General features: G+C 64.4%; 19 protein-coding genes. 4 read left to right on the forward strand and 15 right to left on the reverse strand.

What is annotated here, in order from left to right:
- Window positions 1-12: 12 nt before the first annotated feature.
- From VE26_RS15710 to VE26_RS15725, 4 genes are all read right to left on the reverse strand, one after another.
- Window positions 13-1,242: an ABC transporter substrate-binding protein gene (locus VE26_RS15710; protein ID WP_046106057.1), complete on the reverse strand. Its 1,230-nt coding sequence runs from the start codon at window positions 1,240-1,242 to the stop codon at window positions 13-15.
- 108 nt (window positions 1,243-1,350) lie between these two features.
- Window positions 1,351-2,388: a LacI family DNA-binding transcriptional regulator gene (locus VE26_RS15715; RefSeq protein WP_342018456.1), complete on the reverse strand. Its 1,038-nt coding sequence runs from the start codon at window positions 2,386-2,388 to the stop codon at window positions 1,351-1,353.
- Between the two features lie 75 nt (window positions 2,389-2,463).
- A complete protein-coding gene (locus tag VE26_RS15720) occupies window positions 2,464-3,366 on the reverse strand; it encodes a sugar phosphate isomerase/epimerase family protein (protein WP_046106059.1) in 903 nt (300 codons plus the stop codon).
- A gap of 14 nt (window positions 3,367-3,380) precedes the next feature.
- Window positions 3,381-4,415 carry a Gfo/Idh/MocA family protein gene (locus VE26_RS15725; protein WP_152658876.1) on the reverse strand — a complete coding sequence of 345 codons (1,035 nt, stop codon included), beginning with the start codon at window positions 4,413-4,415 and terminating at the stop codon, window positions 3,381-3,383.
- A gap of 165 nt (window positions 4,416-4,580) precedes the next feature.
- Here VE26_RS15725 and VE26_RS15730 point away from each other — a divergent pair, with 165 nt between their 5' ends.
- The 3 genes from VE26_RS15730 (at window position 4,581) to VE26_RS15740 (ending at window position 7,452) form a co-directional block, all read left to right on the forward strand.
- Window positions 4,581-5,618, forward strand: a complete 1,038-nt coding sequence (locus VE26_RS15730) for a LacI family DNA-binding transcriptional regulator (RefSeq protein ID WP_046106060.1) — start codon at window positions 4,581-4,583, stop codon at window positions 5,616-5,618.
- A gap of 76 nt (window positions 5,619-5,694) precedes the next feature.
- On the forward strand, window positions 5,695-6,273 hold the full coding sequence (locus VE26_RS15735; protein WP_046106061.1) for a TetR/AcrR family transcriptional regulator: 579 nt from the start codon (window positions 5,695-5,697) through the stop codon (window positions 6,271-6,273).
- 18 nt (window positions 6,274-6,291) lie between these two features.
- The gene (locus VE26_RS15740; RefSeq protein WP_046106062.1) at window positions 6,292-7,452 is read left to right on the forward strand and encodes a GDSL-type esterase/lipase family protein; all 1,161 of its coding nucleotides are present in this window, start codon (window positions 6,292-6,294) and stop codon (window positions 7,450-7,452) included.
- Window positions 7,453-7,468: 16 nt separating this feature from the next.
- Here the strand turns inward: VE26_RS15740 and VE26_RS15745 are convergent, their stop codons facing one another.
- From VE26_RS15745 to VE26_RS15765, 4 genes are all read right to left on the reverse strand, one after another.
- Window positions 7,469-8,305 (reverse strand): division plane positioning ATPase MipZ, encoded by an 837-nt coding sequence (locus VE26_RS15745; protein WP_052716005.1) that lies wholly within the window; start codon window positions 8,303-8,305, stop codon window positions 7,469-7,471.
- 333 nt (window positions 8,306-8,638) lie between these two features.
- A complete protein-coding gene (locus tag VE26_RS18545) occupies window positions 8,639-10,552 on the reverse strand; it encodes an alpha/beta fold hydrolase (protein WP_244465716.1) in 1,914 nt (637 codons plus the stop codon).
- Window positions 10,552-11,652 carry a Zn-dependent alcohol dehydrogenase gene (locus VE26_RS15760; protein WP_046106064.1) on the reverse strand — a complete coding sequence of 367 codons (1,101 nt, stop codon included), beginning with the start codon at window positions 11,650-11,652 and terminating at the stop codon, window positions 10,552-10,554. The genes VE26_RS18545 and VE26_RS15760 overlap by 1 nt, the downstream gene beginning before the upstream one ends.
- Window positions 11,649-13,091, reverse strand: a complete 1,443-nt coding sequence (locus VE26_RS15765) for an NAD-dependent succinate-semialdehyde dehydrogenase (protein WP_046106065.1) — start codon at window positions 13,089-13,091, stop codon at window positions 11,649-11,651. The genes VE26_RS15760 and VE26_RS15765 overlap by 4 nt, the downstream gene beginning before the upstream one ends.
- 170 nt (window positions 13,092-13,261) lie before the next feature.
- Between VE26_RS15765 and hisD (VE26_RS15770) the strand changes: the two genes are divergently transcribed.
- Window positions 13,262-14,560 (forward strand): histidinol dehydrogenase, encoded by a 1,299-nt coding sequence (gene hisD / locus VE26_RS15770; protein ID WP_046106066.1) that lies wholly within the window; start codon window positions 13,262-13,264, stop codon window positions 14,558-14,560.
- 53 nt (window positions 14,561-14,613) lie between these two features.
- Here the strand turns inward: hisD (VE26_RS15770) and VE26_RS15775 are convergent, their stop codons facing one another.
- The 7 genes from VE26_RS15775 to VE26_RS15805 all read right to left on the reverse strand — a co-directional run bounded on the left by VE26_RS15775 (window position 14,614) and on the right by VE26_RS15805 (window position 22,506).
- The gene (locus VE26_RS15775) at window positions 14,614-15,315 is read right to left on the reverse strand and encodes an RraA family protein (protein ID WP_342018457.1); all 702 of its coding nucleotides are present in this window, start codon (window positions 15,313-15,315) and stop codon (window positions 14,614-14,616) included.
- Between the two features lie 155 nt (window positions 15,316-15,470).
- Complete coding sequence (locus VE26_RS15780) at window positions 15,471-16,598, reverse strand: cobalamin-independent methionine synthase II family protein (RefSeq protein WP_046106067.1); 1,128 nt, start codon at window positions 16,596-16,598, stop codon at window positions 15,471-15,473.
- Between the two features lie 4 nt (window positions 16,599-16,602).
- Window positions 16,603-17,640, reverse strand: coding sequence for a cupin domain-containing protein (locus tag VE26_RS15785; protein ID WP_046106068.1), 1,038 nt, complete (start codon window positions 17,638-17,640; stop codon window positions 16,603-16,605).
- Window positions 17,641-17,719: 79 nt separating this feature from the next.
- On the reverse strand, window positions 17,720-18,790 hold the full coding sequence (locus VE26_RS15790; protein ID WP_046106069.1) for a LacI family DNA-binding transcriptional regulator: 1,071 nt from the start codon (window positions 18,788-18,790) through the stop codon (window positions 17,720-17,722).
- The gene (locus VE26_RS15795; RefSeq protein WP_046106070.1) at window positions 18,775-19,539 is read right to left on the reverse strand and encodes an SDR family NAD(P)-dependent oxidoreductase; all 765 of its coding nucleotides are present in this window, start codon (window positions 19,537-19,539) and stop codon (window positions 18,775-18,777) included. The genes VE26_RS15790 and VE26_RS15795 overlap by 16 nt, the downstream gene beginning before the upstream one ends.
- Before the next feature lies 1 nt (window position 19,540).
- Window positions 19,541-20,869, reverse strand: a complete 1,329-nt coding sequence (gene hisD, locus VE26_RS15800; protein ID WP_046106071.1) for a histidinol dehydrogenase — start codon at window positions 20,867-20,869, stop codon at window positions 19,541-19,543.
- Window positions 20,870-20,973: 104 nt separating this feature from the next.
- The gene (locus tag VE26_RS15805) at window positions 20,974-22,506 is read right to left on the reverse strand and encodes an amidase (protein WP_244465717.1); all 1,533 of its coding nucleotides are present in this window, start codon (window positions 22,504-22,506) and stop codon (window positions 20,974-20,976) included.
- Window position 22,507: the final 1 nt, after the last annotated feature.

Raw genomic sequence — 22,507 nt, forward strand, 5'->3', positions numbered from 1 at the left:
CAGTCGGGAGGACTAGTTTCCGAAAATCGTGTCGATGGTGGCCTGGGCCTGGTTCAGCGCGTCCATGGACGACATCTGCCCGGTCAGCGCCTGCTGTTCGGCATCATAGATGGCCTTGGAAATCTTCTGCCATTCCGGATGCGGGCCGCGCGGCTGGGCATATTGCAGCTGTTCTTGGAAGACGACCAGCGCCGCGTCCTTCTTGGCCTCGCCGGTCACCGGCAGTTCGATATCTCCACGCGCCGGCAGATTGCCGAATTCGGGGAAGATGCGGTCTTCCTGGTCCACGAAATACTCGAGCAGCCGGAAGGCTTCGTCGGGGTGCTGGGTATTGGCCATGATGCCCCAGTTGAAGCCGCCCAGCGCCGAGGATTTCTGATCGGCCTCGGTGATGGTGGGCAGGAGCGCCACGCCCCAGTCGAACTGGGCATCCTCGACCATGCGGTCGATTTCCCAGGGACCCGAAATGGCCATGGCGGCATTGCCCGAATTGAACACGCCGGTGGAGTCCCACTGGCCCAGGCTCAGCACGTCGCGGCTGGCATAGCCATTGTCGATCAGGCTCTTCCAGATATCGAGAACCTGGGCCGCGCCCTCGGTATTGACCTTGTCGGCGCCGCCGCCGGACATCTGGATGATGGGCAGGAACTGGAACGTGCCTTCTTCGCCGGCGCGGGCCGAAAAGGTGATGCCATAGACATTGCTGGCCGGGTCGGTCAGCTTTTCGGCATAATCGGCCACTTCCGTCCAGGTCTTGGGCGGCTCGGAGAGGCCCGCCTTGGCGAACAGATCCTTGTTGTAGAAGATGCCGATCGTGTCGGTATATTTGGGCAGGCCATAGAGCTTGCCGTCCCAGGTCACCGAGTTGAGCGGGCCTTCGAAATAATCGGCCTGGCTGATGATCTCCGAATTGGCCACCCGGTCGGTGATGTCGAGCATGGCGCCGCGCGAGGAGAACAGCGCGAAATCGGGATTGTCGAAGGAGACAATGTCGGGCGCGTTGCCGGTGGCAAAGGCGCGCAGCGTCTCGTTGACGATCTCGTCGAACGGAATGGCGCGATATTCGACGACGATATCCTCATTGGCGTCGTCGAATTCCTTGGAATAGGTATCGGCGATCCCCGGGCGGTCGACGCCATCGATCGACCAGACCTTGAGGGTCACCTGGGCCTGGGCCGGCGTGGCCGCGACCAATGCGCCAAAGGCGAGTCCGGCCAATAGACCGAGCTTGGTAAACTGCATTATATCCTCCCTTGCGGCCTCGGCCGCTCCATGTGCCGCCCGGGCTTCCCTGCCCTTGCGGCTCTTCCTCGCTGCCACGGGCGCTGCAACGCCTGTGGCAGCACTTGCCTAGACCTCCTGAAGCGCCTCCCCCTCCGCGCGGACGGCGCCTGTGGCGCCGCCGCAGGATTGTCGCATCACGAGCCTGCAGGGCAGCGTCCGCACGCCCGGCTCCACCGTCTTGCCCTCGGCAAGCTCGAGGATCAGGCGTCCGGCCTCGCGGCCCAGTTCCTTGAGATTCATGTCGATCGTGGTCAGCGGCGGCCGCGTCGCCGCCGAGACGATCTCCCAATTGTCAAAGCCGATCACCGCCACGTCGCGCGGCACGACGAGCCCCCGCTCGCGCAAGGCATCGACCACGCCGCGGGCAATCTGGTCATTCCCGCAGAACACGGCATCGAACACGCCGGCTTCGGCCCAGAGCCGGGCGACGGCCGCATGGCCCCAGGCCTCCGACCAGTCGCCATGAAGGATCGGGGCGCCTTCGCCCGCCAGGTCGCGGAAGGCCTTGGCTCTGTTTTGCGCCGACGCGAAGCTTTCCGGTCCCGTGACGTGGACGAGGCGCCTGCGGCCCAGCGCCAGGAGGTGGCTGATCGCTGCCCGCGCCCCCTGGTCATCGTCCGACACCAGCGTCACGGCGTCCTCGGGGCCTTGGGTAAAAGCATAGACGACCGGCACCGGCAGGTTGGAAAGATCCACCGGCAGGCGACGGTCGATGCGCTTGCCGGTGGCGATGATGCCATCCACCTGCTTGTCGAGCATGGCATCGACATGGGTCCGCGCCAGGGTGGCGTCATCCTCGATGCCGCAGAGGAAAACCGAGACGCCCTGGTCCACGAGCGCCTCGTTGATCCCGGCCATCACCGGCAGGGTGAAGCGACCATAGGTGTCGTTGGTGAGCAGTCCCACGGTGAAGCTGCGCTGCCGGGTAAGGGCGCGGGCCATGGCATTGGGGCGGAAGCCGAGCGCTGCGGCCGTCTGCTTGACCCGCATCCGCGTCGCTTCGGTCATGCGCCCGGTATCGTTCAGCGCCTTGGAGGCCGTCGCGACGCTGACGCCGGCCACGCGGGCAACGTCATAGATGCGAATGCGTTCAGCCTTGCTCACCTCGGCATACCTCACAGGAAAACCCTTTTCTCACCTTTGATAAAACGGTTTCTCAATGCTGGTCAATAGTCATACTTATCCATCTATATCCACGAAGACGCCGCCCCGCGCCGCCTTCAGGTGGTTGAGCGCGTGCATCTGGCCGGTCATTTCCAGCCGGTCGCGATAGACCGGGTCGTGCCAACCCTCGATGTCGATCGAGCCGCTCCAGCCAGCCAGCCGCAATTCGGAGATGATGTCGGTCCAATTGCTGTCGCCGAAGCCCGGTGTGCGCATGAACACGAACTTTTCCTTGCCGAAAATACCGTGCTCGCGGATCACGTCCCAGCGAATGGTGGCGTCCTTGCCATGCACGTGGAAGATCTTGGGCGCCCATTTGCGGATCTGCGGCAGGGGGTCGATAAGATAGACCATCTGGTGGCAAGGCTCCCATTCGAGCCCGATATTGTCCTGCGGCGTCTCGTTGAACATCAGCTCCCAGGCATCGGGATTGTGCGCGATGTTCCAGTCACCGGTCGCCCAATTGCCGTCCATGGCGCAATTCTCGAAGGCGATGCGGACGCCCTTGTCGGCAGCGCGCTGGGCCAGTTCGGTCCAGACCTTCTTGTATTGCGGCAGGCTCTCGGTCAGCGGCTTGTTGCGCACCCGCCCGGTAAAGCCGGCCACGCAGGTCGCGCCGAAATGGTGAGCATTGTCGATGCAGTCCTTCCAGCCCTGCAGGGTCTGGCGGTCCATGTCCTGGTCCTCGAGCGGATTGCCGAACATGCCCAGGGTCGAGATGGTGATGTCGCGGTCCTCGATGGCGTCGAGGCTGCGCTTGCCCAGTTCGGCCAGGTCCTGGCCATTGGTGGTCTGCCAGAAGAACGGCTCGAAACTTTCAAAGCCCATATCGGCGAGTGCGCCGATCCTCTCGGCGGCCTTGCCGGCCGAAGCGCTGATCATGGTGCCGATGCGGATGGCCTTGGCTGGATCGTTCACGGGGGTCAGGTCCTTCAGGTTTGGATAGGGACGCGCCGGCCGGTGCGGGCGCTTTCGATCGCGGCGAACACCATGGCAAGGCTGTTGATATTGTCGGCGCTGGCCGTTTCCGGCGGGCGGCCCGCTTCGATGGCGTCGAGAAAGTCGGCGATGACGCTGGCATGGCCCTCTATGCGCGCCCGCTCGCGCGCCTCGGGAATGGCAATGGGCTCCACGTCGCGCAAGAAGCCCTCCGCGCCCGCCACCACCTTGGCCTCCAACACCTCGCCCCCGTCCCAGGTCAGCGTGCCCTTGGTGCCGATGATGCGCCAGGCGCCTTCCCAGCTGGTATTGGCCCCTTCCGCCACCCACGAGCCGCGATAGGTAAAGACGACGTCGTCCGCAAAGCTGAAGATCGCATTGGCGGCCGCGCCATGCCGATACCAGGAGCCTTTCGGGTTGGTTTCCTCGCAATAGACCGAAAGCGGCGTCTTGCCGGCCATGAAGCGCGCGGCGTCGAGGGTGTGGATGGCCATGTCGACCAGCAGCACGTGTTCCATTTCTTCGCGGAAGCCGCCGAAATGGGCGCCGATGAAGAAGTCGCAATGCAGAGCGGTCAATTCGCCCAGCGCGCCGCTCTCGATCAGGGCGCGAATGCGGCGCACCCCGGCGATGAAGCGGCGGTTCTGCACCACGGCGTGCACCTTGCCCGCTTTCCGGGCCGCCTCGATCAGGGCGCGGCCTTCGGCGATACTGGTCGCCATCGGTTTTTCGCTGAGCACGTGGCAGCCATGGGCCAGCCCTGTCTCGACCACGCCCGCCCGCGCGGCCGGGATCACCACGTCGAACACCAGGTCCGGCCTCGTGCCGTCCAGCATGGCATTGAGATCGGTACCCGTCTGCGCGGACACGAGCCCGAATTCGGCCGCCCGCTGCGCGGCAAGGCCTGGCGCAAGGTCCACCAGTCCGACGATCTCGACCCGGCCCTTGAGCAGGGGATTGGTGGTCAGGGCCGTCAGCCAGCCGCTGGACATGCCGCCGCATCCGGCCAGCACCGCTCGAAACGTCACGATGTCCTCCCTCTGGACTTTCCCGAGCCGGTGCCGTCTTGTGCGGCATCACGAAACGCAGTCCCGTAAACGTTTACGACGCTATCTTCGGGGCTGATTGGGAGTCAATAGGGTTTCGTAAACGTTTCTGGCCCGGCGGGCCCCTGTGGAGAATGTCCCCCGATCATGACCGGCATCAAGCGTTTGGCGCAGCATCTCAATGTGTCGATCGGCACCGTTTCGCGGGCGCTGAACGGCAAGCCGGACGTCAGCGAGGACACCCGCAAACGCGTGCTCGAAGCCGCTGCCGCCATCGGTTATGTGCCCAATCAGGCGGGACGCGCCCTGCGCAAGGGCGCCACCGGCGTTGTCGGCTTCATGATGCAGACGGGTTCGGAAATCACCGGCGAGGGCGATGTGTTCTTCATGAGCGTCTTCGATGGCGTGCAGGCCGTGTTCGCCCGCCATCAGCTCGATCTCGTCGCCTTGCTCTGCTCGTCCGAAGAAGACCCCGATGCCTATTTGCAGCGCGTCGTGGCGCGGGGCTTTGCCGATGCGCTGATGATCTCTGCCACCAAGCGCGAGGATCACCGCATCGACTTCCTCGCCGGCCGCAACATTCCCTTCGTCGCGCTGGGACGCTCGCAGACCGATGCCGGCCATCCCTGGCTCGACCTCGATTTCGAGGGCATGGCGAACGTGGGGGTGTCGCGGCTCGTCGCCAAGGGCCACCGGCGCATCGGCGTCTTCGCGCCGCTCGACGACATCAATCTCGGCTTCGTCTTCGTTGACGCCTATCGGCAGGTGCTCGAGCGACATGGCATCGCCTTCGATCCGGACCTGGTCTTCCGCGTCTTTCCCAATGAACGCGGCGGTCATCAGGTCGCCCATGCCATCGCGGCCATGCCGGCCGACAAGCGTCCTACCGGCTTCGTGCTCACCAATGAAGTGATGTCGGTCGGCCTTTATAACGGGCTCTATCAGGTCGGCCTCGTGCCCGGAAAAAACTTCGCGCTGATCGGCCGCGACAGCCCGCAAGCCCATTTTCTCGTGCCCAGGCTCACCTGCTTCCGTCTGTCGCTGCGCGATCTGGGCACTGCTTTGGCCGAAGCGCTGCTCGCCACCATGCCGGCCTATGCCCATCACTATCCCCTCGGCATCGTGCGCAAGGTCATGCCGCTCGAACTGGTCGAAGGTCAGAGCGATATGCCGGCGCCGCCTTAAGGCTCCGTACCGCCCCTCTTGCCAAACCAAAACTAATGATATTAGCTTATTGGCTAACTTCATTAGGATTTGGGCCATGCCAAGGGCGGGACTATCGCGGGATCGACTGATCGAGGCTGCCGGCACATTGGCCGATGAGAAGGGCTTTGACGCCCTAACGCTTGCCGATCTGGCGCGCCATTTCGATGTGCGCCTGCCAACCCTTTATTCCCATATCGCTAATGCGCATGACCTGCGCACCGGCCTCGCCTTCCGCGCCCTCACTCAGCTGGCCGACCGTGTCGAAACCGGTATTGCCGGCCGCTCCGGCCGCGATGCGCTCGTCGCCTTTGCCCAGGCGCATCTGCGGTTCGCCGGCGATCATCCCGGGCTTTTCACTGCGGCGCGCTACCCCCTCGTCCCGGAAGATGCCCGGCGCAGCGACGGCATGCGGCTCTCCCGGCTGAGCCTTGCCATGTTGCGCAGCTATGGCCTCGTCCAGGCGGACGAAGTCCATGCGGTCCGCCTCGTGGGGTCCTTCGTGCTCGGCTTTTCCCTGCTCTCGCTGGCGGGCAGTTTCGATCACAGCGCCCCGGACGCCGAGACTTCCTTCCTGCGCGGGCTCGATGCGCTGCACGCGACGCTTTCGACCTGGGGCTCCCCTCCTTCCCTTTGAATCGACCTTCGTGATCCTATGACCGACCTTGCTTTCACCACGCCGATCGACGACGCCATCCTGCGCGGGGCCTTCTGGCTCGAGCATCGCCCCACGGGCCTGTTGCCCCATCGCTTGCCTGCCACCGCGCTGGCGCAGAACAGCGACCCGCAATTGGCCATGGCCCAGTCCCAGCCCTCCGGCGTGCGCCTCGATTTCACCACCGAGGCGCGCACCATCGCGCTCGAAACCCTGCCGACCAAAAGGCGCTATCTGGGCATGCCGCCGCGCCCCGACGGCGTCTATGATCTCTGCATCGACGATGTCCTCGTCCAGCAGCGCCGCGCCTTGGGCGGCATGGTCCTCGAGATCGACATGGCCCAGGGCAGCGTCACGCCCATTCCCGGGTCGCCGCAGATCCTGCGCTTTGACAATCTGCCATCACGCGCCAAGCGCGTCACGCTCTGGCTGCCCCATGACGAGACCACCGAGCTCGTCGCCTTGCGCTCGGATGCCCCGCTGCTTCCCATCGTTTCGGGCAGGGAAAAGCGCTGGGTCCATCATGGCAGCTCCATCAGCCAAGGCTCCAACGCGACCTCGCCAACCGGTATCTGGCCCGTCATCGCGGCCCGAAATCTCGGCCTCGATCTCACCAATCTCGGCTTTGGCGGCAGCGCCCTGCTCGATCCCTTCACCGCCCGCGCCATGCGCGACCGCCCGGCCGACCTCCTCAGCATCAAGATCGGCATCAACCTCTTCAATCTCGACCTGATGCGAATGCGCGCTTTCGGTCCGGCCGTGGAAGGCTTTCTCGACACTCTGCGCGAGGGGCATCCCGACATTCCCCTCCTTGTCATCTCGCCGATTTTCTGCCCCATCCACGAAACCACGCCAGGCCCGGGCCGCTTTGATCCCGAGGCCCTGCGTCAAGGCCGTCTGGGTTTTGTCGCGTCGGGCGATCCGGCCGAGATGGCCGCTGGCAAGCTCACTCTGGTCAGCATCCGCGAACGGCTCGCCGCCATTGTGGCGCGCCGCGCCCGGCACGATCCCCACATCGCCTATCTCGACGGGCGCGATCTTTATGGCGAGGCGGATAATGCGATCCTGCCTCTGCCGGACGGGCTCCATCCTGATGCAGAGATCCATGCGCTGATCGGCCAGCGCTTCACCGAGCGTCTGGGCAGGATATTGGCGGATTAGGTCGCCTGCCGGCCAGTCACGCCGAAAGCGACATCCTGGTATTCTCTGGCAGGCGCAGCGCCGAAACCAGGGCGCGATATTCCTGGCGCGCATTGACATGCGACATCGACGGCGCACCGCCCAGGAGGTCCGCATCGAGTGGATCAAACACCGTCATGCCCGCCAGGAACAGCGAACGGAAGATCACGCGCTCGGCGATCCCGTCCGCCACGCGGCAATTGAGGCCTTGCGCCAGCCGCTCGACGATGTCCTGCACGCGGCTGGCATTGTGCGAGCCCAGATTGGAAATGCGGTTGCGCACCAGCACCCAGTCGGTCAGCCCGCCGTCGCGCGCCTGTCGCTCGGCGCGCGCCTTCTGCACATTGCGCGAATAGGGGCTGGCTTCCAGCGGCTGGCCGGTCTTGGGGTCGATCCGCGCCAGCACGTCCAGGTCGATCATGCTGTCATTGATCGGGGTGACGATGCTGTCGGCAGCGCCATGGGCGAGGCGCGCCAGATTGCCGTCGAAACCGGGCGTGTCGATGATGACGAAGTCCACCGCACCGGCCAGCTCGTCCATGGCCCGGGTGAAGATGTCGAGTTCCACCTTCTGGTTTTCGCGGATGGAATCGCCCCAGGCCGTGGGCAGGTGCACATGGCGGGGCAGGGGAATGTCCCGCCCGCTGGTTTCGACACTGGCCCGGCGATTGCGGATATAGCGGGTCAGGGTCTGCTGGCGGCTGTCCACGTCGATGGTCGCCACCCCATAGCCCTGGTGCAGCAGATAGACGGCCAGGTGCAGCGCGGTCGTCGACTTGCCCGAGCCGCCCTTTTCATTTCCCACCACGATCACATGGGTGCCGCCATACGCCATTTGTCCGCTCCAAATCAGGGCCGATATCGTGCTGCCATGAACCGACTTCATGGTTAACAAAGACCTAAAATTGGCTGGGTTGCGATGGCCTCTCCACCGCTCGGTCATCAGCGCGCGGCCATGCCGAAGCGCACGCCGACAGGGTCGCCGTGGAAGATTTTCGGCATTTGGGTGGCTGTGCTGCGGTTTGGGATCTGGCCCCCGCCCGCCATCGGGCCGGTTTGGCACAGCCCCTCCGAGGTGGCCGGCCGGCAGCAGGGCCGAGCCTCGAAAGACATCGGGGGACGCAATCGCGCCCTCTGCGGCACGATCGCGGCCCCCGAAAAGATCGGCTTATTCGCCTTCGGCCAGCTGGCCCAGCTTGACCTGCACCAGAAGGCTCAGTTCGTCATAGACATTCCATTCGTCGACGACCTTGCCGTCCTTCCAGTGATAATGGCTCATGCCCATCACTTGCACGCGCTTGCCGGTCGGGTCGCCCAGCGAGCCCAGAATGCCATAGCCCAGGTGATGGCCTTCCATGATCCAGCGCACGGCGACCTTGGTGCCGCCTTCCTCGCAGGGATTGGAGGCCACATGCTGGATTTCGTAGGAGGCGTCCGGCAGCGAGCCGATGAGGCCCAGATGCTGGTGGATGATGGCGGCAACGCCATAAAGCTCCTTCATCAGCGGCCCGTGATATTGCGCATTGGGCGCATAATCCTGGGCGATGCGGCCGAACATGCGCTTGGTGAACACCTCGTGCAGCATCTCGATGGTCTGGGCTTCCACGTCATTGTGGGCCAGCGACAGGTCGGCCTGGTCCTGCGGCGGCGTCTGGCCGAGGAAGCGGCGGTTCTCGCCGATATCGAGCGAGGTCAGGCCAGCGGCGAATTTCTGCTTGGCCGTGCGCATGGCAAAATGGTTCGGGTCGAGCCCCAACTGCTGGATGATCGCCATCTGATCGGCAACGACCCATTCGCGGTAGATCTTGTTCCGGTGCACCATGCAGTCGGCAATGGTGCGGCTGACGAAGGGCTTGCCCGTCGGCTGGCCGAGATGGCCATACTGGGTGTGGCGGCCCGAGCCGGTGACGAGGTGGCTGGTATAAAAGCCGTCCTTGTCGTTGCCGTTCCAGATCACCTGCGTGCCCATGCCGCGGCGCTCGGGGAAGGAGACGAGGCGCTGGATCGTATCACGCACCACGTCTTCGCGGTTATAGATCGTGCCGGTGGTGCCGTAGAGCACGCAATTATGCGTGTAATGGGTATAGATCAGCCCGATATCGCGCTCGTCCCAGATCTTGTGGGTGCAGCGGATGATGTAGTCGACGATGTCGGTATAGATGTCGTCGAAGCCGTCGAGCGACTGGCTGCGCGGGCGGTTCGTGGGGGCGAGGTCGGGATAGTCGCGGCGCTCCACCTGCAGCACGGATTCGTCAAGCGCGACGGCTGAGGCGCCCTTGGTCTTGGGATTGCTCGTCGGGTCGCTCATAATCTCTCCTTGCGTCGTGGACGGCCACTTTGGGTTCGGTGCGAGCCGGCCCAGCCAGTCGCGTATATGACGCGCCAGCCCGGCCGGATTTTCAAGCGGGGCGAAATGCCCGGCCTTGGGAATGGTAAAGAACTGGGCGCCGGGAACGGCGTCGGCGATTTCGCGATGCGCCGCGATCGGGCAGACGCGCTCGTCTTCCCCGGCCAGCACCAGTGTAGGAACGGCAATATCGGAAAGCCGCGGCCGGCTGTCGACCCGGTTGATGGCGATCTCGGACTGGCTGGCAAGGGCATCGACCCCTGCCTTGCGGGCCATGTCGAGGATCAGTGCCTTGAGGCTTTCGTCTTCCGCATTGGCCGGCGACACCAGTTCGGTCCAGGCGTCGAGCACATAGCCATCCATGCCCTCGTTGCGCGCTTTGCCCACCGCCGCGCGCCGGGTGCTGGCATTGGCCTCCGGGTCCGGGCGCGGCGTCGTGTTGACCAGCGCCAGTCCTGCCAACCGCCCGGGGGCCTGCGCGGCCATTTCCAGCGCCACGATGCCGCCCAGCGAAAAGCCCAGCAGCGCAAACTGCTCCGGCGCACCCTTCAGCACGGCCTGGGCCATTGCCGCCGTTGTCTCGGCGCCGTTCATCTCGACGATGGTGACGCGCTCCTGGCCGAGCAGCTCAACCAGCGGCGCAAAGAGGCGGGCATCGCATGCCGTTCCGGCGAGCATCAGCAAGGGCAGGCTCTGCCCCTTTGTCTCGATACTGGGTTTGGCCGCTGCGTTCATCAGGCGAACTCGATGATGGTGCGGGCCTGAACGCCCTGTTCCAGCCATTTCAGCGCGTCGTTGACCTGCGCAAGGCCGATCCTCTTGCCAATCTGGCTGTCCAGCGCCAGGCGCCCCGCCCGGTAGAGCGCCAGGATCTTGGTGATGTCGCGCTCCGGCACGCCCCCGCCATAGATGGACCCGATGATGCGCTTTTTCGATCCGGGAAAACCGATAGCCGGAACGGCCAGATCGGTGCCCTTTGGCGCAATGCCCACGATCACCACATTTCCGGCCGGGCGCGTCATGGCATAGGCTGCCGACATTGCGGCCGGGTGCCCGGTGCATTCCACCATGTGGTCCACACCGCGTCCACTGGTCAGCGCCCGCACCTGCTCCAGCCCATCCCTGTCGGCCGCGTTGATGAAATGGGTGGCCCCGTTGGCGCGCGCCAGCTCGGCCTTCCCGATATTGGTATCGAGCGCAATGATGGTCTCGGCGCCGGCCAGCCTTGCTGCCTGGATGGCATTGATGCCCACCCCGCCCACACCCATTATGCCAATGGCGTCACCTGCGCGCACAGCCGCGTCATTGATCACCGCGCCAAAGCCCGTCGTCACCGCGCAGCCCACTAGCGCCGCGACGGCAAAGGGCACGTCGGGGTCGATTTTGATACAGCCCGTTTCGGGCACCACGGCCAGTTCGGCAAAGGAGGAGACGCAGGAATAATGCCGGATCGGCGCCCCGATGGGCCCGAGCCGGCTGGTCCCGTCCCAGAGCCCGCCGCTGCTCGCTGCGCCGCCATAGACATCGCACAGCGTGGGATGGCTGTCCTGGCAGTAAAAGCAATGTCCGCAATTGGGCGCCCAGCTGAGCACCACCCGGTCGCCCGGCTGCACCTTGGATACGCCCGAGCCGACCCGCTCGACAATTCCGGCCGCTTCATGCCCGGGGATCAGCGGCAGCGCGGCGCTGGTCTTGCCGCGAATGGTCGACAGGTCGCTGGCGCAAACGCCGGTCGCCATGATCCGCACCAGCACTTCGCGGTCACGCGGATCGGCCACCGGCACGTCTTCGATATCCATGTCGCGCTCGAAGGAGCGCAGAACGGCGGCCCTCATGCGGCAACACTCCGCACCGAGACGAAGCGGGTATACATCATTTCGCGCAGCGCCTCGATGCCGCCCTCGTCGCCGAAGCCGGAATCCAGGATGCCGCCGAACGGCACTTCGGGATAGCCCAGGCCATTGTGATTGATCGAGACCATGCCCGAGCGGATGAAGCGGCGCATGGCCTCGATATGCCCCGCATCGCTGGAATAGCCATAGGCCGCCAGCGCATAGGGCAGCCTGTTGGCCTCGGCCAGGGCAGCATCGGTTCCGGTGAAGCGGTTGATGATCGCCACGGGTCCGAAAGGCTCTTCATTCATGATCCGCGCCGTCATCGGAACATCTGCCAGCACGGTCGGCTTGAAGAAATAGCCGCGATTTTCCCCGCCCGGTCCGCCGGTGACGAGCCGGGCGCCTTGCGCCACGGCGTCCTCGACGAGCGCCGTCAGTGCCGTGATCCGGCGGCCATTGGCCAGGGGGCCCATGGTCGAGGCCGCATCGAACCCATCGCCCAGACGCACGGCTTCTGCTGCGGCGACGAAACCGTCGAGGAAGCGAGCATGGGCGTGGTCTTCCACGAGGATCCGCGTCGGCGCAATGCAGGCCTGCCCGGCATTGTGAAACTTGTCTCCGGCAAGGGCGGCGGCAGCGCCATCCAGATCGGCATCGCCATAGACGATGGCCGGGGCATGCCCGCCCAGCTCCATCACGCAGCGCTTGAGATGCTGTCCGGCAAGCCCGGTCAGCATCTTGCCGACGGCGGTGGACCCGGTAAAACTGATGCCGCGCACATCGGGATGGCCGATGAGATGGTTCGAGATCATCCCCGGGTCGCCAAAGACCAGTTGCAGCGCCCCTTTTGGCAGGCCGGCATCATTGAAGGCCCGCACCATCTCGGCGGCTGCCGCCGGCGTTTCCTCGGCAACCTTGACGATGATCGAGCATCCCGCCGCAAGGGCGACTGCGATCTTTCGGACCGCCTGCCCCACCGGGTAGTTCCAGGGCGTCAGCCCGGCAATGACCCCGAGCGGCTCCATGACCGCCTGCGCCGAAATCTCGGGTTCGCGCGCAGGGATCAGCCGGCCATAGGTGCGGCGGGCCTCGTCGGCGAACCATTCGGTCACCTCTGCCGCAAAGAAAATTTCGGCCCGCGCTTCCTTGAGCGGCTTGCCCTGCTCCATGGTGATCAGCGGGGCCATGGCCTCGACCCGCTCGCGCAGCAGCTGGGCCGCGCGGCGCAGGATGGTGGCGCGTTCGAAGCCGGGTACGAGGCGCCATTGCGCAAAACCCTCGCAAGCCGCTGCAATAGCCTCGTCGAGATCTGCAGCGGTCGCCTTGGCGACCTGCCCGATCACTTCACCACTTGCCGGATTGCGGACCTCTGTGGTCTGGCCCGACGCCGACCTTCGCCACGTTCCGGCGATGAACAGGTCGGTCTGCGGATAGTGCATGCGAGTCTCCTCGGGTGCCGACAGTGACCACGGCCAGAACCCATTCCTGCAAAAAACTCTGGCAAATTTTGAATACGTATGCAAGATCAAATCATCCACCCTGGGCGGCGCTCAACGCTAACAGTCTGCTAGCCAATTGCCGCCAGATGCCACTCGCGGAGCCAAGTTCGATGACTGAAAACGCAACAGCGCCCTTTCCCGGCGTGTCCTATGTGAAGGCCCCCGAGCGGTCCTCGGTGAGCGATAATGCACCGGTGGAAACATTGGTCAGCGAGATCATCGCCAATGTCCGCAAAAACGGCGATGCGGCCGTGCGCGACTATTCCTCCCGCTTCGACAAATCCGACCTCGAAGTGTTCGAAGTCACTGATGCAGAACGCGAATCCGCGCTGGCCGAACTCGATCCGCAGACCCGCAAGGATACCGAATTCGCCATCGCCAACGTGCGCAAATTCGCCGAGGCGCAACTCGCCACCATCCTGCCGCTCGAGGTCGAGACCCTGCCGGGCGTGCACATGGGTCATCGCGTCATCCCCATCCAGCGCGTCGGCTGCTACGTGCCCGGTGGCCGCTATCCCCTTCTATCTGCTCCGATAATGACCATCGTCCCGGCCAAGGTTGCCGGTGTCGACGAGGTCATCGCCTGCCTCCCGCCCAACGCCCACAAGGCCATGATCGCCGGTTGTGCCCTGTCCGGCGCTGACCGCATCTTCCGCATCGGCGGCGCCCAGGCCATCGCCGCCATGGCCTATGGCACCGAGAGCGTCCCGGCTGTCAACAAGATCGTCGGCCCCGGCAACGCCTTCGTCAACGAGGCCAAGCGCCAGGTCTTTGGCCCTGTCGGCATCGACCAACTCGCTGGCCCGTCTGAGATTTTCGTTGTTGCCGACAGCTCCGGCGATGCCGAGATGATCGCCACCGACCTGCTCGCCCAGGCCGAGCACGACATCCGCACCCGCGTCGGTCTCATCACCACCGATCGCGCCCTGGCCGAAGCCACGCTTGCCGAAGTCGAAAAGCAGCTCGAAACGCTCTCGACCGCCAACACGGCCCGCGAGGCCTGGATCAATTACGGCGAGATCACCGTCTGCGACAGCGAAGAGGCCATGATCGGCTATTCCGACCTCATCGCTGCCGAGCATCTGCAGGTCCACACCACCGACGCCAAGGGTTTCGCGAAAAAGCTGCGCAATTACGGCTCGCTGTTCATCGGCGAACTGGCCAGCGTCGTCTATTCCGACAAGTGCTCAGGCACCAACCACACGCTCCCCACCATGGGCGCAGGCGCCTATACCGGCGGCCTCTGGGTCGGTGCCTATGTCAAGATCGCGACCCATCAATGGCTCGACGAACGCGGCGTCGAACAGGTTGCCCCGCCCGCTGCGCGCCAGTCGGCCAGCGAGGGCCTTGAAGGCCACCGCCGTGCCGCCCAACTGCGGCTCGATCGGATGCAATCCAAGGCCCACTAAAACGAAAGGCCCGCGCAAGCGGGCCTTTTTCTTCTTTTGGGAAGAAGACCAGTTCAGCTGATCTTGTCCGCTTCAAGCCAGGCTTGCTTCAGCTTCTCGACCGTAAAGCCCGGTGCGCGTGCAGCCGTCAGGATTGGCACTTCCTTGCGCATCACCACGTCGATGGCCCAGGCCATGCGCTCGATATGCTCGGCGGGAATGACCACGGCGCCATGCCGGTCCGCGTGGATCAGGTCGCCCGGTCGCACGCTCATGCCAAAGACCGTCACCGGGCAATCGAGTTCGGTCACATGCACGAAGGCGTGGCTTGGCCCCACCGATCCGGCGATCACCTGGTAGCCCTCGTCGAGCATGCCGAGATCCCGCAATACCCCATTGGTGAGGGTACCGGCGATGCCCAGCCCCTTGTGCTGGGCCACCTGCATTTCGCCCCAGAACCCGCCGATTGCATGAGGAAAATCGGTGTCCTCGATCACGGCCACATTGGGGCCCTCGCCCTCGGCGACATATTCGTAATAGGCCATGCGCAGGGTGCGCACTTCAGCCGCCGGCTTCTGCGCCGGCGACGAGGCGCGGATCTTGGCCGTGCGTGCAAAGCCTACGATCGGGGGCAGGGCGGGATCGGCACAGACGACAGGGGTCTTGGTGAAGCCTTCCGCCGTGCGGCCGCCCATCACGTGTTCCAGCGCATTGCAGACGGTCGGGGTATCGGCGCCCCGCAGGGCAGCGAGGGTTTCGGGTGAAATGGTTGGCACTTGGGTTCTCCTCTTCACCTCTCCCTTTTGGGGAGAGGTCGACCCGCCTTCGGGTCAGGTGAGGGGGCCTGCCCCTCGTTCAGAAAAGGCTCCCTCACCCGGCGCTGCACGCCGACCTCTCCCCCAAAGGGAGAGGTGGTGACGAAGCCGCTCGATCAGTGTCGGCTTGCAATCTCCGCGCCTTCGCTCAGCGCCCGGAGCTTGGCCCAGACGATATCGGGGTCCACAGCGCCGAAGCCGGCAAAGGTCGAGAAGCCGCAATCGGTGCCGGCAATGACCCGCTCGGCGCCAACGATATCGACGAAATTCTGCAGGCGCTGCGCGATCAGTTCAGGATGCTCGACAAAATTGGAGGTCGAGTCGATGACGCCCGGGATCAGCACGTAATCATCCGGCAGGTCGACATTTTTCCAGTCGATCCACTCATGCGCGTGGCGTGGATTGGCGCCCTCGAACAGAAGCGCGCGCGGCTTGGCCTTGAGCAGGCCAGGCAGGATTTTCTTGAGCGCAATGTCGCAGATATGGGGGCCTTCGTAGTTGCCCCAGCACACATGCATGCGCACCTTGGATCCATCCACATTGCGCAGCGCATGGTTCATCACCTCGATATGCTGCCCCGCCGCCTTGAGGAAACCGTCGTCGTCGAGGTCCTTGTACATCATGTGCCGGCCGAGCCCGAGATCGGGCGCGTCGAGCTGGAGGATGAAGCCCGCATCGACAATGCCTTCATATTCGGCCCGCATGCCTTCGGCGACGGCTTCGAGATACTCGTCCTGGGTGCTGTAGAATTCGTTGGGCTGGAACAGGGCAATGACGCCCGGCGTCGCCGAATTCATGAAGCCCCTGGCATAGCCATGGGCATCGAGGGCTGCCTGGAAAGCGCGGACGTCCTCACGCAGCGGCTCGAGGCTTTTGACCGTGATCTCGCCGACGCACTTGGGCCGGCGATAGGTCGGCGTGCCGCCGCTGCTGGCCTGGCGCTTGAGGAAATTGGGAAACAGTTCGAGATCGGCCGGCGGCTTGCGCGAGCTGTCCCCATCAAAACCGGTCAGCCGATCCTTGATATAGGTGGCATAGGAGATCTTGCTCATCTCCCCGTCGGAAGGCAGGTCGATGCCCGCCGCCTTTTGCCGGGCGACGATGTCATTCACCGCTGCCGTGATGATGGTATTGAAGCCGGCTTCCTCGATCGGGACGCCGGCTTCGCGGGCGAACACAAGGTCCGTCACCTGCTTGGAGCGCGGCAGCGAGCCGACATGGGTGGTGAGGATCTTGTGTGCCATGGCTTTACTCTGCGGCTTGTGCGGTAGCGAAGTGCGGCGCGGCTGGGGCCGAGGCGCCACGCACCACAAAGGCGATGGCATCGGCCGAAGCCGGGTTGCGGAAGCCATGCGCCAGCCCGACCGGAACGGTCAGCGTATCGCCGGCACCCATGATGATCGAGCCATCGGCCCAATTCACTTCCAGCGTGCCGGACTGCACGAAGATCACTTCCTGCTCGCTTCGGCTATGGGCCGGGATCGTCGCACCGGTTTCCAGCTTCAGGCGGCGGAGTGCAAAGCCATGGTCCCAGTGGCCGATGATCGGGCCGGCCTTGAAGCCGTCCTGGGCGTCCACGTCACCGATCAGCGCAGCCTCTTCGACACCTTCACCGGCAAGCGGCGAATTCGGGTTCGCCTTCATCTGCTCAGGCTTGAGCGCGTATTTGGCCAGTTCCTCGATCGGCGGGGTGGCCAGTTCCTTGAGCTTTTCGGCGCTGGGGGGCTGTTCGAGTTCGGCACCCTCAGGCACCTTTTCGCCCAGCGTCGTGTCGATCAGCTTGCCGCCCTTGAGCAGCTTCAGCCCGAAATCCTCGGCCATCTTGAAAACCGATGGTGCCCAGACCACCTTGCCCGGATCATCATGGCCGAGCACCACGTAGAGAAAGCCGGTGCCCTCGTCGCGCTTTTCAAAGCCACGGAACATATGGGTGGGGACGGTCGCCACGTCACCGGGTTCGACATCGAGATAGCCTTCGTCCTTGTTGGCGCCGAAGACGAAGCGCCACTTGCCGGTATGGACCACGAAGGTCTCGGCGGTCAGGTGGCTGTGCTGGGAATTGGTGCAGCCGAAGGGCTGGCGGGCCGCGCCGACATTGAAGCCGTGGGCCTCGGGGATATGCACCACCTGGGCGGGATTTTCCGAAACGCCCGGCCCGATGATGGTGAAGTTTTCCTTGCGATCCGAGCCGGGCGTGCGCGCGTCGATGAACGCATTGCGCAAACCCTTGAGATCGGCATAGCGCACCAGGCGCTTTTCCATTTCAGTCTGCGTCCACTTGGTCATGGGGACAATCCTTTCAGTCGAATTGCATTCGTATGCATAAGAGGGCGTAAAGCGGGCCGGATGAGGGCGGAAACAGGCATCATCCCTCCCTGGGCCGGTAAATCTGTTGTCCGTCTCGCGCGACGATGCCGCTCTGGGGCAGTCGTGCCGAGCTGCGCACGACGAGGTCGCCGTTGAGGATGCGGTGTTCCGCCTCGATTTCGCCGCTGGCGATCTGGTCCATCAGGATGTCGACCGTGGCCTCCACCATGCGCTTGACCGGCTGGCTCATCGAGGTGATGCCATAGGAAGACCAGGTCGAGGGGCCGACATCGTCATAGCCGACAATGGAAATGTCCTCGGGGATACGCAGACCGAATTCGTAGCGCGCCACATCCATCACCGCCACGGCCATGTGGTCATTGGCGACGAACAGCGCTTCCGGCCGTTTCGTCAGTGAAAACATGCGTCGCGCCGCATCCTGCGCTTCGCTGCGTGAATAATTGCCGGTTTCAACGATGATCTCGGTTATGCCGTGGCCGGCCAGACCTTCGGCATAGCCCTGGAAACGGTCGCGATTGGTCGAGGAGTTTTCCAGACCGGCAATATAGCCGAAGCTGGTGTGACCACCGGCCACGAGGAAATCGGCGATGCGCTTGCCGCCTTCACGGTTGCGGGTGGTGACGCTCGAAACCGCGTCGCGCTCGGTCGTCCGGTTGAAGAGAACCACCGGAATGCCAGCGGTGGCGCATTCCTCGGACAATTCGGAGGAGAGCGAGGTCGAGGCGAGGATGATGCCGTCGACGCGATATTGCATAAGCTGATCGAAAACCGGGTCGCTGTCGCGATCCATGAACCCGGTGAACAGCAGCAGGTGATAATTCTCGGCGGCCAGGGCGCGTCCCAGCTCTTCAAGCACGTCGGGATAGAAAAGGTTTTCGAGATATGCCATCACCACCGCAATGATGCGCGAGCGATTGGTGATGAGCGAGCGGGCAATGGCATTGGGCCGATAGCCCAGCGTCTTGGCGGACGCCAGGACCTTCTGGCGCGTCTTGGGAGAAATCGAAGCGCCGGGCGTAAAGGCACGGGACACGGCCGATTGCGAGACGCCGGCATGCTCGGCGACCTGGCTGGACGTGACGCCCGGTTTTCTTACTCCGATGTCCATCCGCCATCCACCAAGAGGGACGTTCCCGTCACCAGCCCCGAGGCTTCGGAGGCCAGGAACACGATCGGCCCCATCATGTCTTCCACTCGTCCCAGCCGGCCAAGCTTGATTTTCGAGAGCACCCAGCTGCGAAAGTCCGGGTCGCTCAGGTTCTTGGCCGTCAACTCGGTTTCCACGAAAGTGGGACACACCGTGTTCACCCGGATATTATTGGGCCCCAGCTCGATTGCCATGGCCTTTGTCAGGCCCTCCACAGCATGTTTGCTCGCGGCATAGACCGCCCGGCGCGGCCCGCCCACATGTCCCATCTGCGAGGAGATGTGGATGATCGAGCCGGATTTGCCCGTTTCGATCAGCCGGCTGACGATCGCCTGGGACACAAAGATCGTCGCCCCCAGATTGACGTCCATCACCGCCTGGTAATCGGCTGGGGTGATGTCGGCGAAGTCCGAATGGCGGGCCGTCCCCGCCGAATTGACGAGAATGTCGAACGGCTCGACGTCCGCGACATAGGTCTTGACCGCACGATTGTCAGTGATGTCGAGCGCCACGCCCTCGGCCTCAAGGCCCGCTGCGGCCATTTCGGAGACGACGGTCTCGATGTCGCTGGCCGTACGGGCGGCAATGGTGACATGGGCTCCCGCTTCAGCCAGGGCCACGGCGGCGCCCAGCCCTATACCCCGCGTGCCCCCGGTGACAAGGGCACGCTTGCCGTCGAGACGGAAGCTGGGGGTGCGGGGCAGGGCCATTCTATTCGGCCGCCTGCGGACGCGGGCTGGCACCGGTGCCATAGGGCACGTTGCGACCGCCATAGCGGCGCACGCGCACATTGGCCTGTTCGGCATGGCCGACAAAGCCTTCGAGCATGCTGAGGCGCGATCCATATTCCCCGATCATCGCCGAAGCCTCATCGCTCGTAACGGTCTGCCACGTACAGGTCTTCATGAATTTCCCCACCCACAGGCCACCGGTATAGCGCGCTGCCTTCATCGTGGGGAGGGTGTGATTTGTGCCGATGACCTTGTCGCCATAGGCAACATTGGTGCGCGGTCCCAGGAACAGTGCGCCGTAATTGGTCATGTTGTCCCGGAACCACATGTCCCGGTCGGTCATCACCTGCACATGCTCGGACGCAATGCCATCGGCGACGGCCAGCATGTCCTCGTAGCTCTCGCAAACGATGACTTCGCCGAAATCCTCCCAGCTCTTGCGGGCGATTTCGCCGGTCGGCAGGATGTCGAGAATGCGCTCGATCTCCGCCATGGTGTCGCGCGCCAGCTTTTCCGAATTGGTGAGCAGGATCGCCGGGCTCGTCGGGCCGTGTTCGGCCTGGCCCAAAAGGTCGGTGGCGCACATTTCACCGTCCACCGTTTCGTCGGCGATCACAAGCGTTTCGGTAGGGCCGGCGAAAAGGTCGATGCCCACGCGGCCGAACAACTGCCGCTTGGCCTCGGCCACGAAGGCATTGCCGGGGCCCACCAGCATGTCGACCGGATCGATGCTCTCGGTACCGATCGCCATGGCGCCGATCGCCTGGATGCCGCCGAGCACGTAGATTTCATCGGCACCGGCCATCGCCTGTGCGGCGACGACAGCCGGTGCCGGCTTGGCTCCGAAAGGCGGAGCGCAAGTGATGACCCGCGCGCAGCCGGCGACCTTGGCGGTGATCACCGACATATGGGCGGATGCGAGCAGGGGATATTTGCCGCCGGGCACGTAGCAGCCCACGGCATTGATCGGCACATGCTTGTGCCCCAGCGTCACGCCCGGCAGCGTCTCGATGGCAAGGTCCGTCATCGTGTTGCGCTGCGCCTGGGCGAAATTGCGCACCTGGGTCTGGGCGAATTCGATGTCGTGCAGGTCCTGGTCGGTCAATTGCGCCAGGCAATCGTCGATCTCGCGCTGGCTGAGGCGAAAATCGGTGCGCTCCCACTTGTCGAACTTCTGGCTGAGTTCGCGCACGGCCTGGTCGCCGCGCTTTTCGATATCGCCCAGGATGGTCTCGACAGTGGCCCGGACCTGCCGGTCGGCTTCCGCCCGCTCCTCGACATCCTTACCGCGCTTGAGCCAGGTTGGCATGTTCGCCGCTCCTCGTCTGTTCTGTAATGCACCATATTGCATACGTATGCAAAACTGTAAACTGAAACATTGGTCGGAGGCGAAATCGCCTCGCCGCAGAAATGTCAGGAGAGCCCGGGCGGCCTTTGCACCGCATGGTCCGTGGCGTGTTCGAAGGCGTCGCCGATTTGCACGATCCGCGCTTCGTCATGGTGCCGACCGATAATCTGCATGCCCATGGGCAATCCGTCATCAAACCCGACGGGCACCGCCAGGACCGGGTGACCGCTGAGATTGAACCCGATCGTTCGCATGGGCGTCCACACCGCTTCCTTCTCGAATGGCGCGGCGGGCAGGGCGGTGGTGAGTGCGCCCACGGTGACCAGGGCGTCGAAGCGGCCCAGCAGGCGGTCGACATCGGCGCGGAAGGCTGCGCCGGCGCGACGGGCACGCGCGACCTCTTCATCCGTCAGCGCCAACCCGGCGGCGAGGCTGAGGAAACAGCGGCGGCCATAATCCTGCGGATGGTCCCGCAGATTGGCGGCGTGATAGTCGAAGCTTTCCTTGTGCAGCACAGCGGCGGCGGCCACTTCGATAGCCGGATAATCGGGCAGGCTCACCTCTTCGATCACAGCCCCGAGCTGGGAAAGCGTCGACATGGCCGCATCCATGGCTGCGAGCACGCAAGGCATGGTCTGCGGATCCTGTGCGAACCAGTCCCGGCCATAGCCGATGCGCAGTCCGGAGATCGAGGTCCCGATGAGCCTGGACGCCTGGCTGCCGGCGATAACGTCGAGCGTCAGGGCCGCTTCGGCCACACTCGAGCTTATCGGCCCGACATGGTCCATGCTCGCGGCCATGGGCAGGGTGCCGGTGTCGGGCACAAGGCCTAGCGTCGGCTTGAGCCCCACGACCCCGCAATAAAATGCCGGACCCCGCAGCGAGCCCCCGGTGTCGGTGCCAAGCGTGGTGCGCAGCATCCCGCCCGCCACTGCCACGGCGCTGCCCGAGGACGAGCCGCCGGTAATGTGGTCGAGCTTCCAGGGATTGCGGGCCGGGGGAAACAGCCCCGATTTGTCCGGGCCCACAGTGCCCCATTCATAGGTGGCCAGCTTGCCGACGATCACCGCGCCGCCTTCGGCCAGCCGGGATACGACCAGCGCATCGGCTTCGGCAAGGGCGTCGGCGCGGCCGGGCGCATCGGCCGTCGTCGGCACGCCCGCGACATCGATGAGGTCCTTAATGCCGACGGGGATCCCGTGCAGCGGGCCGCGATCGTGGCCATTGGCCAGCTCGCTGTCGGCCCGCTCGGCATCGGCCAGAGCACGCTCCGCCAGCACTGCATAGAAGGCTCGATAGGCGCCATCGCGCGCCGTGATCCGTTCGAGACAGGCTTCTGTCAGAGCCCGGGCGGTAAATGTCCCGTTCCGCAGCAGCCGCCCCTGTTCGACAAAGCTCAGATCGAGCGCGGCCCGAGCCGCGCCAGGCGAAGCCTCCTCGGGCAGAGCGGCGATGCCGGACTGCATCCAGCCCACGAGCTGGCGCAGTCCGACCTGCTCGGCGGGGGACACATCAAGGCCATGCCGTGTCAGCGCGGCGTCGAGCCCGTCCTGCACATTGCCCTCACGATCGGCCGGCTGCGGCTTGGCGGCAGCCATC

Source organism: Devosia chinhatensis, from assembly GCF_000969445.1.
Lineage (GTDB): Bacteria > Pseudomonadota > Alphaproteobacteria > Rhizobiales > Devosiaceae > Devosia > Devosia chinhatensis.